The sequence below is a fragment of the Frankia sp. RB5 genome (assembly GCF_059816245.1).
Window position 1 is genome coordinate 1 of record NZ_JCBATA010000087.1, and the last position, 16,083, is coordinate 16,083.

Sequence of the window (16,083 nt, forward strand, 5' to 3'; positions counted from 1 at the left end):
TTTCTCCCGCCTGGACGGACAGTAGTCGGACAACTTCCACTCTCCGGCTGGTTCGCCGGACTTTCTCTTAAACGCGCGCGACGGAACATTCCCGCAATTCACGTAAAATAACATTGAAAATGCTCATGGTACCGGCTTTGTCCCGCCTGCCGGAAGCACCCGGACTCGTTGGCCAGGACGGCTATTTCGTGGTGCACGCGCCACGGCAGACGGGCAAGACGACGGCCTTGAGGGCCCTGGCGGCAGAACTGACCGAGTCCGGTCAGTGCGCCGCGCTGTACTTCTCCTGCGAGATCGGTGAGGCCGCGGGCGACGACTTCCGCGCGGCCGAGCGGAGCATCCTGCAGGAGATCCGTGACCGGGCCGACGCGGCGCTGCCTGAAAGCCTTCGCCCGCCGGCGTGGCCTGACCTGCTCGCGGAGAATCCGCTTCGGCGATCGTTGTCGGCCTGGGCGCGAGTGTGTCCGCGGCCGCTGGTCCTCTTCTTCGACGAGGTTGACGCGCTGCGCGGGCGGAGCCTGATCAGCGTGCTGCGGCAGTTGCGGGCGGGCTTCAGCGAACGACCAGAAACCTTCCCTGCCTCGGTGGCCCTCTGCGGCCTCCGCGACGTCCGCGAATATAAAGCCGCGTCCGGAGGCGACTCGACTCGCCTGGGGTCCGCGAGCCCGTTCAACATCAAGGTGAAGTCGCTTCGACTGGGTGACTTCACCCCGCTCGAGGTGCGCGACCTGTATGGGCAGCATACGGCCGACACGGGACAGGACTTCACCGAGGAGGCGGTCCGGCGGGCGATCGAGCTGACCGCCGGCCAGCCCTGGCTCGTCAACGCGCTCGCCCGCGAGGTCGTGGAGGAGATGCGGGTACCGACGTCGGAGCCGATTACCGCCGAGTATGTGGAGCAGGCGAAGGAGCAGCTGATCCAGGCCCGTGCGACGCATCTCGACTCGCTGGCCGCCACGCTCGCCGAGCCGCGTGTGCGCCGAGTGCTCGAACCAGTTCTGGCCGGCACGCTGGTCAATCTGGACACCTACGACGACGACCTCACCTACGTCCGCGACCTCGGCCTGATCGCCCCGCGCAATCCGGTACGGATCGCCAACCCGATCTACCGGGAGGTCATCGCCCGGGTCCTGACCGACGGCGTCGAGGCCGTGGTGTTCGCCGACCCCCGCTCCTTCGTCCTTCCCGACGGTCGGTTCGACATGACGACGATGCTCGCGGAGTTCAGCCGCTTCTGGGTGGAGAACGGCGAGATCCTCGCCTCCGGTCGCCGCTATCCCGAGGCGGCTTCCCAACTCGTCCTGATGGGCTTCCTCCAGCGCGTCGTGAACGGTGGCGGCTATGTCGACCGTGAATACCGGATCGGGCGCGGCCGTATCGACCTGCTCATCCGCTGGCCCTATTACGGGCCGGACGCCACCCGGTGCTGGCAGCGCGAGGCCCTCGAACTCAAGGTTCGCCGAGCGGGGGAATCGGACCCCCTCCAGCGCGGCCTGGCCCAGCTCGACGGCTATCTCGACCGTCTCGGCCTCGAACATGGAGTCCTCGTCATCTTCGACGCCCGGCCCGAGGCTCCGCCCATCACCGAACGCACAAGCACCACCGCTGTCACCAGCCCCGCCGGTCGCTCCATCACACTCCTCCGAGCCTGACAGCGAGGCGGAAAAACCAGGTGCGTCCTGGTGGCAGTGGTTGGGACAATAGTGTGTATGGGATGGAGGTTGACGGAGAGCGTCGAGGAGTTTCTCGCGGCGGCGGGTGACTTCCTGGCATCCCGGCCGGTGGAGAACACCGTGCTGGTGACCGTCTGCGACACGCTGCGGGTGCGAGGAGCGACGGCATTCGGGGACGGATTTCCGCTGTTCGGCTGGTGGCAGTCGGGGGGCGGGCACGTCGAGGGAGCGTTCCTACATACTCCGCCGCACGGGCTCCTGATGACGGCGATTCCGCCGCGAGCCGTGGAGCCGCTGGTCGCGTCGTGGCCGCGGTCGAGGTCGCTGCTCGGGGTGAACGCGGACGAGCGGACCGCCACCTTGTTCGCCTCCTCCTGGCGGCGCAGGACGGCGGCCAGCGCGCAGGTTCACCGCCGGGAGCACCTGTACCGGCTCGGGCGGCTGGCTCCGCCCTCGCCGGCGCCCGCTGGCCGTTCCCGTGTGGCCGAGACGGCCGACCGGGAGCTGCTGGCGGCCTGGATGGCGGCGTTCTGGGCGGAGACCGGTGACGTCGCTGGCAACGCCGCGGGCCGGGTCGACGATCGTCTCGAGTATGGCGGCCTCTCCCTGTGGGACGTCGACGGTGTCCCGGTTGCCATGGCGGGAGGTACTCGACCGCTGGGCGGGACAATCCGCGTCGGTCCGGTCTATACGCCTGCCCGGTTCCGGCGGCGAGGTTACGCGGCGGCGGTGACGGCGGCGGTCAGTCGGGCGGCGCTGGATGCCGGGGTGGCCACGATTCTGCTGTTCACCGACCTGGCGAACCCCGCCAGTAACGGCATTTACCGGCGGCTCGGATTCGTGGCGGTGGAGGATCGCGTCGCGCTGCGGTTCGCGCCGTCGGCCACGCTCGGTTGACGGCGGCGGCGCATCGGCCGGCGCTGCGCTGGTGCGGGCTCTCGCGCGTTCGTCTTGGACGCGAAGCAAAGCCGCAAGGTGTGCCAGTCGGTGACGGATTCGGGCCGCTCGATTTCCAGCACGTCGATGTGGTCCTACCGTGCCGTCATGGTGTGGAACAAGCGGGGATCGTCGAGGGGAGGGGCGTCCACCGGTCGTGACAGCGTCAAGCGAGGTGGGGCGGGCGGATCGGCCAGCTCGAAGGACGATCCCGACATCGAGCGGACCTACGCCAAGCGTGGGGGCGGCCGCTCCGCCGACCTCGACCCCGTCGAGACCGCCGACTGCCCCGCCTGCAACGGAACCGGGAAGAAAGCCGCCGACCGGCTGGAAGCCGACGACGACGGCGGCTTCACCGGAACGCAGAACGCCGACTGCGCGGCCTGCGACGGAACGGGCCGTCTCACGAGGGCCAGACGGTGAGCGGTAGCGCGGACAACGGGCCGTCCCAAGCGGGCCAGCCGGAACGCCGACCGTCGGTCCGCATGCTGACGTTGGTCGCCTGCCGGCACTGCCGCCGTCGCCGCGGCGCCCAACTCGCCTCGACGGGAGCCGTCGAGGCGGTTCCCGACCGCGGAACGTGCCCGCATGGAAAGCCGCTGCGAACCCTCTGGGCGCCCGGCTACGGCCCCACCGCCGAGCCCCCCGAGGATCCCTCGACCCCGGACGGGCGTCGCCGCGGCCCCGTGTGACCTGGATTCGTAGCGGGCAAGCCTCGTCCTTCAGGGCGGGGTTAGCGTATCGGGGCTGGTCGCCGTTGCCTGTCGATGTACTCGCGTAACAGCGTGGTCGGGGCGCCGCCGGCGGATACCGCGAGGTACGGCGGGGACCAGAAATGCCCGCGTGTCGAGGCGTGGTTCACCTGGCCGGTGAGCTCGGCGCGCAGGATCCGTGCGGACATGCCCTTTCAGTGAGTTCACGAGCGTGGACACGGCGACCTTCGGCGGGTATTCGACGAGCAGGTGTACGTGGTCGTCTTCGCCGTTGAACTCGACCAGGCGGGCGCCAAGGTCGTCGCACACGTCGCACACGTCGCGCATGGTCCGCTGGCAGGCGTCGAGCATCGCCGTGTCGAACACATCCCGCCGGTACTTCGTCAGGAAGACCACGTGAACGTGAAGCGCGGAAACCACATGCCTGCCACGTCGGTGGTCGTCGGAGATGGTCATGGACCGAGCATGATGACGGCATGCCGGCTGTCCGTTACCGCTACCGCGCCTACCCGTCACCGGGGCAGGTGCGGGCGTTGGCGCGGGCGTTCGGTTGTGCCCGGGTCGTCTACAACGACGCGATCCGGCTGCGCGACACGGCGCACGCGGCCGGGGAGAAGCTTTCCGACGCTGAGGTGCAGCGCCGGGTGGTCACCCTCGCCAGGCAGGCCCCGCAACGGGTGTGGCTGGGTGAGGTGTCCTCGGTGGTGCTGGTGCAGGCGTGCCAGGACGCGCGCCGCGCGTTTCGGAACTGGTTCGACTCGCTGTCCGGGAAACGGAAAGGGAGGCGGGTGGGGCATCCCCGGTTCCGGTCCCGCAAGGACAACCGGCAGTCGGTCCGGCTCACCCGTAACGGATTCGCTGTCACCGCCCGGGGTGTGCGGATCGCGAAGGTCGGGGATGTCGAGCTGGCCTGGTCGCGGGACCTGCCGTCGGTCCCGTCGTCGGTCACGGTGATCCGGGAGGCGGACGGCCGGTACTACGTGTCGTTCGTCGTCGACGTCGCGGACGAGCCATACCCGCAGGTGGCTGGCGACGTGGGGATCGATCTCGGTCTGGGCCGGCTGGCGACGCTGTCGACGGGCGAGGTGATCGTCAACCCGCGTCATCTGCGCTCGCAACAGCGCCGTCTTGCCCGCGTCCAGCGGGCACTGGCCCGGAAGGAGAAGGGTTCGGTGAACCGTCGTAAGGCGGTCCGCCGGGTGGCGGTGCTGCACCGGAAGGTGCGGGAGACCCGCCACGATCAGCACCACAAGATCGCTGCTCGACTTGTCCGCGATCACCAAGCGGTCTACGTCGAGGATCTCGCCGTGTCGGGTCTCGGTCGGACGAGGCTGGCCCGGTCGGTGTACGACGCCGGGTGGGCATCGCTGGTCGGGCTGATCGAACAGAAGGCGGGCCGCCGGGGCCGCACCGTGGTGCGGGTGGGCCGGTTCTTCCCGTCGTCACAGGTGTGCTCAGCCTGCGGGACCAGGGACGGGCCGAAACCGCTCGCGGTGCGGACCTGGACGTGCCCGGCCTGCAACACCACACATGATCGTGATCTGAACGCGGCCCGGAACATTCTGTTCGAGGGCCGTCGGATCGTCGCCGCCGGGCGGGCGGAGACGGAAAACGCCTGCCGAGCCGATGTAAGACCGGAACTCGTTCCGGCGGTGGGCGTCGAAGCAGGAACCCAGCGAGGTGCCGCGTGAACCCACGCGACACGGTAGGAAATCCCCGTCCCTCAGCTCAGGGCGGGGAGGACGTCAAGCGGCGACCTCCGAACGTTCCGCGGAACGCAGTCGCTCATCAGGAACTCGGGTGGTGGGAGTGTGACGGGCGTTGGTGATCAAGGCGCGCGGTGGGGGCGGACAGTAGGGTGAGGGCGCCGCATCCGGCTGGGCCGGGCGGTATGGGCGGGGCCGCGCCGCGGGCCGGCGGGGCGGGGGCCCGCGGTGGTCGCGGGTCGCGGGTCGCGGGATGTGATCACAGCGACGGAGGAGAACGGTGACGGCCGACGGGAACCAGGCGACGGCGACGGACTTCCGGCCGCGGCGGTCAGTGCTTTACATGCCGGGCGCCAACGAGCGGGCGCTGGAGAAGGCGAAGGGCCTTCCCGCGGACGCCCTCATCCTCGACCTCGAGGACGCGGTCGCCCCCGCGGCGAAGGAAGCGGCCCGCGAGCGGGTGTGCGCGCTGGCGGCCGAGGGCGCCTACGGGCACCGCGAGGTGATCATCCGGGTGAACGGCCGGGACACCTCCTGGCACGCCGACGACCTGCGCGCCGCCGCCAAGGCCGGCCCGGACGCCGTCCTCGTACCCAAGGTCAGCTCGGCCGACGAGGTGCACGCCATCGAGGCCGATCTCGTCGCGGCGGGCGCGCCGGAGCGGACGAAGATCTGGGCGATGGTCGAGACGCCGATCGCCATGCTGCGCGCTCTGGAGATCGCGGCGGCGTCGCCGCGGCTCGCCGTCCTCGTCATGGGCACGAACGACCTGGCCAACGAGCTGCGCGCCGAGCATGTCCCGGGCCGCGCGCCGCTGCTGCCGGGTCTCGGCCTGTGCCTGCTCGCGGCGCGCGCCGCCGGCAAGGCGATCATCGACGGCGTCTACAACGACGTGCGCAACGCCGAGGGCTTCGCCGCCGAGTGCCAGCAGGGCCGCGAGCTGGGCTTCGACGGCAAGACGCTGATCCACCCGGGTCAGGTCGAGCCGTGCAACGAGGCGTTCTCGCCGTCGGGCAAGCAGCTCACCGAGGCCACCGAGATCGTGCGGGCCTTCGAGGAGGCGGTGGCCGAGGGGCGGGGCGTCGTCACCGTCAACGGTCGGATGATCGAAAACCTGCACGTCGACAACGCCCGGCGCCTGCTCGCCGTCGACGCCGCCATCGCCGAGCTCGCCGCCGCCCGGTAGTCGCCCGCCGCGTGGGCGATGGTCGGGATAACCCGACCATCGCCGGTGGGCGCACCGGCTGGGACGGCGCCGGCGACGGGGGCAGGGTGGAGATGTCCGCCGCCGAGCTCCGGCAGCCGTCCCCGTGACGGCCGCCGCGCCCGGCGTCTCGCCGAGACCCACCGCACCCCGAGGCGTCGATGACCATGACCGTCCCGCTCGAACCGGCCGACGAACCGGCCGACGAACCGGCTGACGAACCGGCTGACGAACCGGCTGACGAACCGGCTGACGACCCGGCCTACGAGCCGCTGCGTGAGCGTGGGCGGGAGCACGCACCGCGCGATCCGGCTTCGCCCGAGCGGTCAGCCGTCGCCTACCCCGCCGGGCGCGGCGCGGCGCGGCGACTGCGCTGGCGGGCTGGGCGGGAGTTCGCCTACACGCTGGTCGACCTGCCGCTGGCCATCCTCGGCTTCGCCTACGTGGTGGTGGCGATCTCAGCGGGATCGGCGCTCGCCGTCACGTTCCTCGGGCTGCCGCTGCTGGCCGGGATGCTGCGCGGGGCCCGCGGGCTCGGCGCCATGCAGCGTTCCCTCGCCGCCGAGCTGCTGGGGGAGCGGGTCCGCGCGCCGCTGCCGCTGCGCCAGCGCCGGCGGGGCCTGCTGGGCTGGGTCTTCGCCGGGCTCGGGGACGGTGCGGGCTGGCGGGCGTTCTGCTACCTGCTGCTCAAGTTCCCGCTGGCGATCGTCAACGTGGTGTTCTCGGTGGTGCTGTGGGTCGACGGGCTCGGCGCCGTCACCTATCCGATCTGGCGTCACTACCTGCCGGTGCAGCACGACAGCCACGGTGTGGCCCACCGCGGGGCGTCCTTCGGCACCGACTACTTCCTCGACACCTGGCCGAGGATGGGCCTGGGGATCGCCGCCGGGGTGGTGCTACTGCTGCTCGCCGTGCCGGTGGTGCGCGGGCTGGTGATGCTGGACCGGCTGCTGATCCGCGGGCTGCTCGGCCCCACCCAGCGGTCGCTGGCGGCGGCCCGGATGCGGGAGCTCGAACACACCCGGTCTTCCGCGGTCGACGACTCCGCCGCCGCCCTGCGCCGGATCGAACGCGACCTCCATGACGGCGCGCAGGCCCGGCTCGTCGGCATGGCGATGAACCTCGGCATCGTCCGCGAGCGGCTCGCCGCCGACGGCGACAAGGTCGACCTCGACGAGACCCGCGAACTCGTCGACGCCGCCCACCGCGACGTCAAGGAGGCCCTCGTCGAGCTGCGCGACCTCGCCCGCGGCATCCACCCGCCGATCCTCGACGCCGGCCTCGAGGCCGCCCTGACCAGCCTCACCGCGCGCGGCCCGCTGCCCGTCCAGATCCGCGTCGACCTGCCGAAACGGCCCTCGGCCGCGATCGAGACGATCGCCTACTTCTGCGTCGCGGAACTGCTCACGAACGTGGCCAAGCACAGCCGCGCGACCGAGGCCCAGGTCGGCGTCATCGGCCGCGCCGGCCGCGTGCGCATCACGGTCAGCGACGACGGCCAGGGCGGCGCCAGTGCCGACCCGGCGGCCGGCAGCGGTCTCGCGGGCCTCGTCGAGCGGGTCCGCACCGTCGACGGCTGGATGGACGTCGCGAGCCCACCGGGCGGGCCCACGCGCATCACCATCGACCTCCCCGTCCACGCCTGAGCCCGCCGCCGCCCGGTCCACCGCACCCAACGGCCGCGGAGGTCGGCGACCTGTGATCCCCGGCGTGCCCCGAGTGTGACGGTGGTTTCCGGCGATGAGCGGCAAACGCGGGGAATCGCCGCCGCGGCGGCGGGCGAGCGGCCTTCCGGTACGGCCTTTTTGGGCTGCTTCATACCGCCGGTAAAGGTCACCCTAAAAGCAGGATTCGCGGGACGCGCCCACCGGCCGGACGGAGTGGGTGGTTTATGGCAGTGGGTGGTAGCGTCCGCCGCCAGGGGTTGCCGCCGCGACCGGAAACGCGGTGGCTACAAATGTGCTGGGGGATCCTCGTGACAATGACCAGAGCCGTGTGTCCGAGGTCGGGGGAAGTATGCCGAAGCCGCCGGTGGGGGGCTGACGCCCGCCGTCCCGTGCGCATCGCCCGCTGAGAGATGCGGGGGAGAGTTCTTCGCGGGCGATTCCCGGCAGCGCTCGTCGGGATGGCGCTCGTCGGGACGGCGCTCGTCGGTGCCCTCGTGTGGTGCAGGCCCGGTCCATGGGCCTGTGCCGTCACGCCGCTCGTGACGTTCGGCCTGCTCGCCGGCTCCGGCCGCACACGTGGCCAGATCTGGATCGCGACGAGCACCGTCGGCGTTCTCACCAGCACGGTCGACTATCTGGTGTGGCGCCTGTCGGTGACGAACTGGTCGGCCGCGTGGCTCGCGGTCCCGCTGCTCGCCGCCGAGATGTTCGGTGCTGCCCATGCTCTTGGCCTGCAGGCGACGATCTGGCCGAAGGACGCCGTCCCGACCCGGCGCATCCACGATCCGAGCCGTCTTCCCATCTACCTCCTCATCCCCACGGCCGGCGAGTCCATGGCGGTTCTCGAGCCGACGGTCATCGGCGCGCTGGCGGCCCGCGCGGAGTACCTGCGGCGTCATCCGTCCGCGCGGATACACGTCATCGTCTGCAATGACGGCCGGGTCGCGGGCAGCCCGGACTGGCAGCACGTCGAGAGGGCGGTCACGCGGCTGGGCGTCATGTGCGTCACCCGCTCGACGGCCGGCGGGGCGAAGGCGGGAAACATCGAGCACGTGCGGGAACTGGTCGGTGCGACCGGCGACGCGCTGGTGGCGATCCTCGACGCCGACATGGTGCCGACGCCCGACTTCCTGCTCGCCACCGTGGCCCCGTTCGCCGACCCCGTGGTGGGCTGGGTGCAGACGGCGCAGTACTACCGGAACACCGACCTGCCGATGGCGCGGTGGGCCGCCGACCAGCAGGCGCTCTTCTACGAGGTGCTCTGCCCGGGAAAGGCCGCCCGCAACTCGGCCTTCATCTGCGGCACCAATGTCGTGATCAGGGCCGCGGCGCTGGACTCCATCGGCGGGATGCCGCGCGACTCGGTGACGGAGGACTTCGCCGCCTCCATCCGACTGGCCCCGGACTGGCGCGGTGTCTATCTGGAAGGAAAGTTCGCCGAGGGCCTCGGGCCGGTCGACGCGGCGAGTTATCTGAAACAGCAGAACCGCTGGGCGCGCGGCACCTTCGAAGTGCTCCGGCGGCACTGGAAGGATCTCCTCCGCCCCGGCAGCGGCCTGTCGGCCGCGCAACGGCTCCAGTACGGACTTGCCTGCACGCACTACATCTCCGGCGTGCGCGACCTCGTCTACCTGTTGTCCCCGGTCGTCTTCGTGGTCAGCGGCACCCCGGCCGTCCGCGGCGCCGACGCGACCGGATTCCTGCAGCATTTCGTCCCGTACTTCGTCTGTGGGCAGGCGGCGTTCTGGATCGCGGCCCGAGGACGGTCCACCTGGCGCGGGGTCGTGGCCGGATTCATCTCGTTCCCCGTGCTCGTGACGGCGGCCCTCACGGTGCTGACGGGTTCCCGCAGCACGTTCACGATCACCTCCAAGCAGCGGGACGGTGCCGCGTCCTGGCGACCGTTGCTGCCCCACCTCGCGGCCTTGGCGCTCTGCCTGACCGGCCTGGCCACCCTGATGATCCGCGGTCTGTCCGCACGCGGTCTCATCGCGGGCGCCTGGATCGCCTACATGGCGGCGATGCTGACCGCGTTCTGCGCGCTCGCCGCCTGGGACGCGCGCCGGGCTCCGGCCGCGCACCGACAGCGCGGCCCGGAGCGGCGCCGCGGGGAGGACGGCCGTCGGGAGCGGCGACTGGGGCGGGTCCCCGTGCCGCTGCGTGTCGCGGGCGTCGCCGGCTGCGTGCTGGTGGTCGCGCCCGCACTCGCCGTCGGCCTTCGGGCGGAGGATTCCGGCGCGCGTGCGGCGCCCTTTCATGCCGCGGCCTGTGCGCGGGAGATGCGCGCCGGGCTCGCCGTCACCGCCGGTTCCTACGCCGGTTACTCCACCCTCGCCCGGGAACTCGGCATGAATCGGATCTCGGCCCACTCCGCCGAGATCGGCGAGCGATTTCCCGTGCGGTGGGCCGACCAGGTCCGGTCGGCGGGAGGCATTCCCTGGCTCACCCTGACCTTCACCCGCGACGGCGACGGTTCCCTGACGTCCGCGCTGCCGGCCGTCGTCAACGACGTCCAGGACGCCGGCCTGCGACGGTGGGCGCGGGCCGTCGCCGCCTGGGGGCATCCGCTGTACCTGACGGTGCTGCCGTCGGTCGACCGCAACTACGCGGCCAGTTCCGCGGTGGCGAACGGCGGGGTACCGGCGGACTCGGCCAGGGCCTGGGCACACATCCGGACGATCTTCGCCGACCATCACGCCGACAACGTGGCCTGGACCTGGCAGCCCGCCGCGCCCGCCGACGACGCCGGCGTCCGCCCGCCGGCCGACCAGATCGACGTCGTCGCCGTCACCTGGATCCAGTACCGCGGCACGCGGTGGGTGGATCCCCGCGCGGAACTGACCCACGTACGCCTGGCCCATCCCGGCAAGCCGTTGCTGGTCACCCTGGCCGCGACGGGTGATCCGCATACGGTCGGTTCCTGGCTGGGAACGGCGGTGAACGCCGCGCGCTCCGCCCGGGCGATCGGCCTCGTCTACCAGACGGACGGCCCTGATCCGCACGCGTCCGGTCGGACGTTCGCCGCCTGGCGCACCGGCGCCTATCTGACCGCGCGGATCCTCCGGCAGGACGACTCCCGACGGGTTGGACCGGTTGCGGACCATTCCCGTCCCGCCGCCGAATGCGAAGTGGACTCATGAGCACCCGGACCACGGAGTACTCCAGACCCACCCTCTCCCCGGACTCTCCTCGCCGGGATGCGCCCAGCTGGGACGCGCCGAGCTGGGATGAGCCGACCTTGGATCTGCTGCTCCCGGACCCGCTGCCGCCGGCCTCTTCCGTGTTTCCGGACTCATCCGAGTTCCCGCGCACGTCGGCGTTTCCGGAATCACCGGTCGCGGATTCCGCGTTCCCTGACCCGCGGGAACGGGACCGCCCGGCCGATCCCGCCGATCCCGCCGAGCCGGATGACGCGGTGGAAGCGCGTGGTCGGCGGCGGCATGGGCGTCGTGGTCGCGTCGGCCCGCGATCCGGGCTGGCCGCGGTCGTCGCCGTGCAGGTGCTGACGTCGATCAACCTGTCGTCGACGGCGTTTCAGGACGAGGCGCTCTACCTGGATGCCGGGCACCAGATCATCGCCTCCCTGCGCAACGGCACTCCGACGGCGGAGGACTTCGGCTCCTATTTCTCGGGATCGCCCTACGTCTATCCACCGCTCGGCGCGCTGGCCGATGCCCTTGGCGGTCTCGCCGCGGCCCGGATGCTCAGCCTGGTATGCGCCGTGATGACGACGCTCCTGGTCGCCTCGGTGGGCCGGTCGCTGTACGGACGGGCCGCCGGGGTCGCCGGCGCCACCGCGTTCGTGCTGTCCGGGCCCGTCCTGTTCATCGGCCATTTCGCGACGTACGACGCGATGGCTCTGATGCTGCTCACCGGCGGGCTGGCCGCCGGCCTGCGCGCCGCCGGACTCCCCCGGCGCGCACGGCCACGTCCTGGTCGGCGGCGCGGCGATCCGCGGCGCGGCAACCTGTGGCGCGGCGCGCTGTGGGCGTTCAGCGCGGGCTGCCTGCTCGCGGCGGCGGTGGTGACCAAGTACGTGGCGGCGCTGTTCGTCCCGTCGGCCGCCGCGCTCATCGTGATGGCGGCGCACCGGACCCGCCGCCCAGCCGCCACCACCTCATCCGCGCCGGCATCCGCGCCGCCGCTCGTTCTCCTCCTGGCCGCGGCGGTCGGCACGGCCTGCGTGGTCGGTGCCTGGCTCGGGTTGACGGGGACGGACCAGCTCCGGGGCCTCGTCACGACCACGCTGTCGCGGCGCCCGGTCGGCCCGACGTCGGCGGTGGAGGTGGCGCGGCGAGGGCTGGAATGGGCCGCGCCGACGCTGATCGTCGCGGTGGCCGGCCTGCCGCTCGTCGCGCGCCGGCGCCCCGCGCTCGCGGCACTCCTGCTGGGCTCCTCGCTGCTGCCGATCGCCGTCCAGGCGCGTTCCGGTGAGCTGACCTCGCTGCACAAGCACGTGGCGTTCGGGGTCGCCTTCGCCGCGCCGCTCGCCGGGGCGGGACTCGTGGCCCTGCTCGCCCGCCTCGACGTCCACGACCCGCGCCGCCCGCTGGCCCCCCGCGTCATCGCCGCCGCGCTGGCCGCCGTCGTCCTGCTGGCCGGCGGGGCGCGCGGCGCGCAGGACCTCTTCCAGGTCTGGGCTGACAGCCGGCCACTGACCGCGCTGCTGCGCACGCAGGTCCGGTTCGGTTCCGGCCACTACCTGGTCGAGGAATCGGAGGTGCCCCGCTACTACCTGCGCGACGTCACGGCCCCCTGGCAGTGGAACGGCACCTATTTCCTCTACTACCGGGATCCGCGCACCGGCGCCGTCTACACGGGCACCGCCGCCTACCGCCGCGCCCTCACCGACCGCTACTTCGACATCGTCGTCCTGCGCTTCGGACCCTCCGCGATGCTCGACTGGAAGATCCACGACATTCTCCAGGACCCGACGAAGTACCGCCAGATCGCCAGACTCCCCGAACCCGGCGGCTGGACCATCTGGCGCCGCGCCGAATCCTGACTGGGCCCTTCAGCGTCCGAGAGCGGCGGGACGGGTGACGCCGGTAACCCTCTCGAAATGGTCCAGGGGCGCGATCTTGACTACGTCGCCGGTCTTCGGTGCATGCAGGACCTGGTGGTTGCCGAGGTAGATGCCGACGTGGCCGGGGTTGTCGGGGGTGCCGTCGGAGCCTGCCGCGAACAGCAGGTCGCCGGGCCGCCACTGGTTGATCTCACTGAGCGGGATGGTGGGTCCGGAGTGTCCGGCCTGGTCGTAGGTGGTGCGGGGGAGCGAGATGCCGGCGGTGGCGTAGGCGGCCTGCACGAGGGAGGAGCAGTCCCAGGTGTCGGGGCCGTTCGCGCCGAGGTGGTAGGGCTTGCCGAGCTGGGCGCGGGCGAAGGCGATGGCGGCAGCGGCGGCCGGCGCGACGGCTCCGACCGGGGCGGTGGCCGCCCCGATCGCCGCGGTCATGGCGGGCGCGCTGGTGAGGATGCGGGCGACATACGTCTGGGTCTCGGCGTAGGGCGGGACGCCGCCGGCGGCGAGGACGGCGCCGGGGCCGGCGTTGTAGGCAGCGAGCATGAGGCGGACGGGGTCGCCGAGGCGGGCGACGGTGGCGGCCACGGCGCAGTCGTAGCGGGCCGCGGCGGGGATGGCATCGGCGGGGTTGAGCGGGTCGGCGCGGCCGTCGCCGTCACCGTCGACGCCATGTGTCGCCCAGGTGGGCGGGGTGAACTGGGCGATGCCGACGGCGCCGGCGGGGGAGCGCGCGGTCGGATTGAACCCGGACTCCTGCTTCAGCTGGGCGGCGAGCAGACCCGGGCTCAACGTGGGGCAGGTCCGGGCCGCGCTGATGATCGGTCCGACGTAGGCGGCAGGGATGTCGGCGACGGCCGCGGTGACGGCAGGCGTGTCGGCACCGCCCGAATCGCCGAGCCCCCCGAAGGCGCCCGCACCGGTGAGGACGGCGAGGGCTCCAGCAGCGGCGACTATTAGGGCGAGTCCTGCGACCAGAGCGATCATGATCGGCGACGACGTGGTTCCGCTGCCTGACGCCGACTCCGTGGCCACCGCCCACCCCACCCAGATGCGGTCATGACCGACTTTTTGATCTTTAAGCTTATTAAGCTTGATTTGCTGTGATGGTGACGCTACCGTGACAAACCGGATCGCGCCAATACGCGCACATCTTCTCGCTCAAGGTCACCGACATGGCAAACGGGGGGTACGCCGGGGATGCCCGCGCCGACCGGCAGGTGGGTGCCGCAGACGGACGGCCGCGCCGCGCTTCCGGCCCAAGGTCCACCGGCCGCTCTCGACGAGTTCGGTGCACCCTCCACACCTGCTGCTTCCCTGAGCGACCTGGTGGTCGTGGTCGCCGCAGGTGGTGGGATGGGTCGCTCGACGACAGCGGACCTGCTGGCCCGGCGGCTGTGCGTGACCGGCCCGCTGGTCGTCATCGACGACGCGCCGGGACTGTTCAGCCTTCGTCGAACCCTGCCTCGGGGCCCGAACGGCCTGGCGACGATGCCCGGCTACGGCGGCGATTACCATGTGCTGGCTCCGGACGAGCCGCTGCGGCGGGTCGACAGTGTCAGCGTGGTCGAAGGCGCGGATCCGGGCTGGGCGACGCTGGTCGTCGACTCCTACGACCCGGTGCTCTACCTGCTGCACGCCCCACGCTGGTACCGGCTACTGACCGAGCCAGGCGTACGGGTGGTCCTCGTGGCGGCGTCCGCGACCGGACCGCTGCAGCAGGCGGTGACCGCCGCCCGTGCCCTGCGTCAGGCCGGCGTGCGCCCCGAGGACCTGGTCGCCGCCGTGGTCGACATCAACGAGGGACGCATCCCGAGGCCCGCCCGGGCGCGGATGGTGATGCTCGACGGCGAGGTCGGCGCGATCACCCGCGTCCCACACCTGCCGTCCGTACGCGCCAGCGGGCGTCTCGACGCCGGTCATGGCGGCCGTGATGCCGAGCGTGCCGCCGACGCTCTGGTCCAACGCCTTGCTCTGGAGGACGCAGCATGATCCAGCAACTTGCCGCACACGCCACGCTGCTACTCGCCGCCACACCGTCGCCAGGCACAGGCGGCGCGGGGGCGCCGAGCGGCCGCGACCCGCTCCCGGCGGTCAACCCGGGCACCGACGGGCTTCCTCACCAGGCGTCCGACGCCCTGAACAAGATCCTTTCCTGGTCGATGTACGGGGCGGTGACCGCCTGCGGAATCGCTGCGCTCATCTCGGCGGGCTTCGCCGGCTGGGCACGGATGTCGGCGCGTCCCCAGCAATTCGACCGCGGTCTGACCGCCTTCGGCTGGGCGGTGGGCTGCGGCTTCCTGGTCGGCATCGCGATCCCGCTCGTCAACACCTTCTACAACCTCTCGGTCTGACCCCGGCAGCCGGCACGGAGAGGGAGCGTGTGGACATGAGCCTGACCCAGCAGATGTCCCCGCACGGCGGCCCACCCCGCAGACGGCGTTCCCTTCTTCTCGCTGCCGTCGCCGTCGTCGTCCTGATCGCCGCGACCGTCGGGGTCACCGTCGCCCTTACCGGCGGAGGCGACGGCAGCCATCCCGCTGCCGCCCCGCCCTCGGCGCCGGCGCCGACCCGCTTCGGCATCCCCTCACCCCAACCAGGCCGCTCAGCCACTGCGGATCCCACCGCGCCCCTGCTTCTGCCCCATCCCGCCCGCGCTGCCTCGAACGGCGTCCCCCTCGGTTTCCCCCACACGCCCGACGGAGCGGCCTCTGCCGCCGTCCGCTGGACGTCGCTGATCCTTCCAACGGGCGAGGATCGGCAGCTCGACGTGTTCCGGACCATCGAAACGGCAGCTGCCTATACGCGGGACGCTCCTACCCTCCGGGAAGGCTACCGAGAGCATCCACTTGCGGCAGACTTCTGGTCTACCGCGACGCCTTTGGCCTGTGGCGTGACGTCCACGGAAGACGCCGACGGCGTTTCGGTCTCCGTTCTGGCGACCCTGCAGGTCGGCGATGCCACGGGAGTAACGGGTTCCAGTCTCTGGGCGAATGAATTCCATCTCGTCTGGCAGGGCGACGACTGGCGCCTGGACGACATCAAAGACGTCTCGAAAACTCATCCCCTCCCGTCGGGTAACAGCAGGGACGAGTACCAGGCCAGCGGATGGAGGGAGTTCCAACTTGCCTGACCTTCCTACCCCAGTGCGCATATTGAACGAT

The 16,083-nt window shown here is 71.5% G+C and carries 12 protein-coding genes and 1 pseudogene; 11 read left to right on the forward strand and 2 right to left on the reverse strand.

Features of this window, described 5'->3' with window-relative positions:
- The first annotated feature begins 119 nt into the window (after positions 1–119).
- The 3 genes from AC6EXY_RS30380 to AC6EXY_RS30390 all read left to right on the forward strand — a co-directional run bounded on the left by AC6EXY_RS30380 (position 120) and on the right by AC6EXY_RS30390 (position 3,032).
- A complete protein-coding gene (locus AC6EXY_RS30380) occupies positions 120–1,652 on the forward strand; it encodes an ATP-binding protein (RefSeq protein WP_499818803.1) in 1,533 nt (510 codons plus the stop codon).
- 69 nt (positions 1,653–1,721) lie between these two features.
- Positions 1,722–2,570: a GNAT family N-acetyltransferase gene (locus AC6EXY_RS30385; protein ID WP_499818802.1), complete on the forward strand. Its 849-nt coding sequence runs from the start codon at positions 1,722–1,724 to the stop codon at positions 2,568–2,570.
- 90 nt (positions 2,571–2,660) lie between these two features.
- Complete coding sequence (locus AC6EXY_RS30390) at positions 2,661–3,032, forward strand: hypothetical protein (protein WP_243407273.1); 372 nt, start codon at positions 2,661–2,663, stop codon at positions 3,030–3,032.
- 310 nt (positions 3,033–3,342) lie between these two features.
- On the opposite strand, the pseudogene tnpA reads toward AC6EXY_RS30390, so the two are convergent.
- A pseudogene (gene tnpA, locus AC6EXY_RS30395) lies at positions 3,343–3,778 on the reverse strand (IS200/IS605 family transposase).
- Between the two features lie 20 nt (positions 3,779–3,798).
- Between tnpA and AC6EXY_RS30400 the strand changes: the two are divergent.
- The 5 genes from AC6EXY_RS30400 (at position 3,799) to AC6EXY_RS30420 (ending at position 12,904) form a co-directional block, all read left to right on the forward strand.
- Positions 3,799–5,013, forward strand: a complete 1,215-nt coding sequence (locus AC6EXY_RS30400; protein ID WP_101830697.1) for an RNA-guided endonuclease InsQ/TnpB family protein — start codon at positions 3,799–3,801, stop codon at positions 5,011–5,013.
- Between the two features lie 295 nt (positions 5,014–5,308).
- Positions 5,309–6,214, forward strand: coding sequence for an HpcH/HpaI aldolase/citrate lyase family protein (locus tag AC6EXY_RS30405; RefSeq protein WP_499818801.1), 906 nt, complete (start codon positions 5,309–5,311; stop codon positions 6,212–6,214).
- Between the two features lie 179 nt (positions 6,215–6,393).
- Positions 6,394–7,878 (forward strand): sensor histidine kinase, encoded by a 1,485-nt coding sequence (locus AC6EXY_RS30410; RefSeq protein ID WP_499818800.1) that lies wholly within the window; start codon positions 6,394–6,396, stop codon positions 7,876–7,878.
- 479 nt (positions 7,879–8,357) lie between these two features.
- On the forward strand, positions 8,358–11,039 hold the full coding sequence (locus AC6EXY_RS30415; protein WP_499818799.1) for a glycosyltransferase family 2 protein: 2,682 nt from the start codon (positions 8,358–8,360) through the stop codon (positions 11,037–11,039).
- Complete coding sequence (locus tag AC6EXY_RS30420) at positions 11,036–12,904, forward strand: ArnT family glycosyltransferase (protein WP_499818798.1); 1,869 nt, start codon at positions 11,036–11,038, stop codon at positions 12,902–12,904. The genes AC6EXY_RS30415 and AC6EXY_RS30420 overlap by 4 nt, the downstream gene beginning before the upstream one ends.
- Before the next feature lie 9 nt (positions 12,905–12,913).
- Here AC6EXY_RS30420 and AC6EXY_RS30425 read toward each other — a convergent pair whose 3' ends face one another.
- On the reverse strand, positions 12,914–13,954 hold the full coding sequence (locus tag AC6EXY_RS30425; protein ID WP_243407276.1) for a C40 family peptidase: 1,041 nt from the start codon (positions 13,952–13,954) through the stop codon (positions 12,914–12,916).
- A 321-nt stretch (positions 13,955–14,275) separates the two neighbouring features.
- Between AC6EXY_RS30425 and AC6EXY_RS30430 the strand changes: the two genes are divergently transcribed.
- From AC6EXY_RS30430 to AC6EXY_RS30440, 3 genes are read left to right on the forward strand one after another with little or no spacing between them, the layout of a single operon-like run.
- On the forward strand, positions 14,276–14,911 hold the full coding sequence (locus tag AC6EXY_RS30430) for a hypothetical protein (protein ID WP_133150584.1): 636 nt from the start codon (positions 14,276–14,278) through the stop codon (positions 14,909–14,911).
- Positions 14,908–15,273, forward strand: a complete 366-nt coding sequence (locus tag AC6EXY_RS30435; protein WP_101830702.1) for a hypothetical protein — start codon at positions 14,908–14,910, stop codon at positions 15,271–15,273. The genes AC6EXY_RS30430 and AC6EXY_RS30435 overlap by 4 nt, the downstream gene beginning before the upstream one ends.
- Before the next feature lie 35 nt (positions 15,274–15,308).
- Complete coding sequence (locus AC6EXY_RS30440) at positions 15,309–16,052, forward strand: DUF8175 domain-containg protein (protein ID WP_133150585.1); 744 nt, start codon at positions 15,309–15,311, stop codon at positions 16,050–16,052.
- The last annotated feature ends 31 nt before the right edge of the window (positions 16,053–16,083 follow it).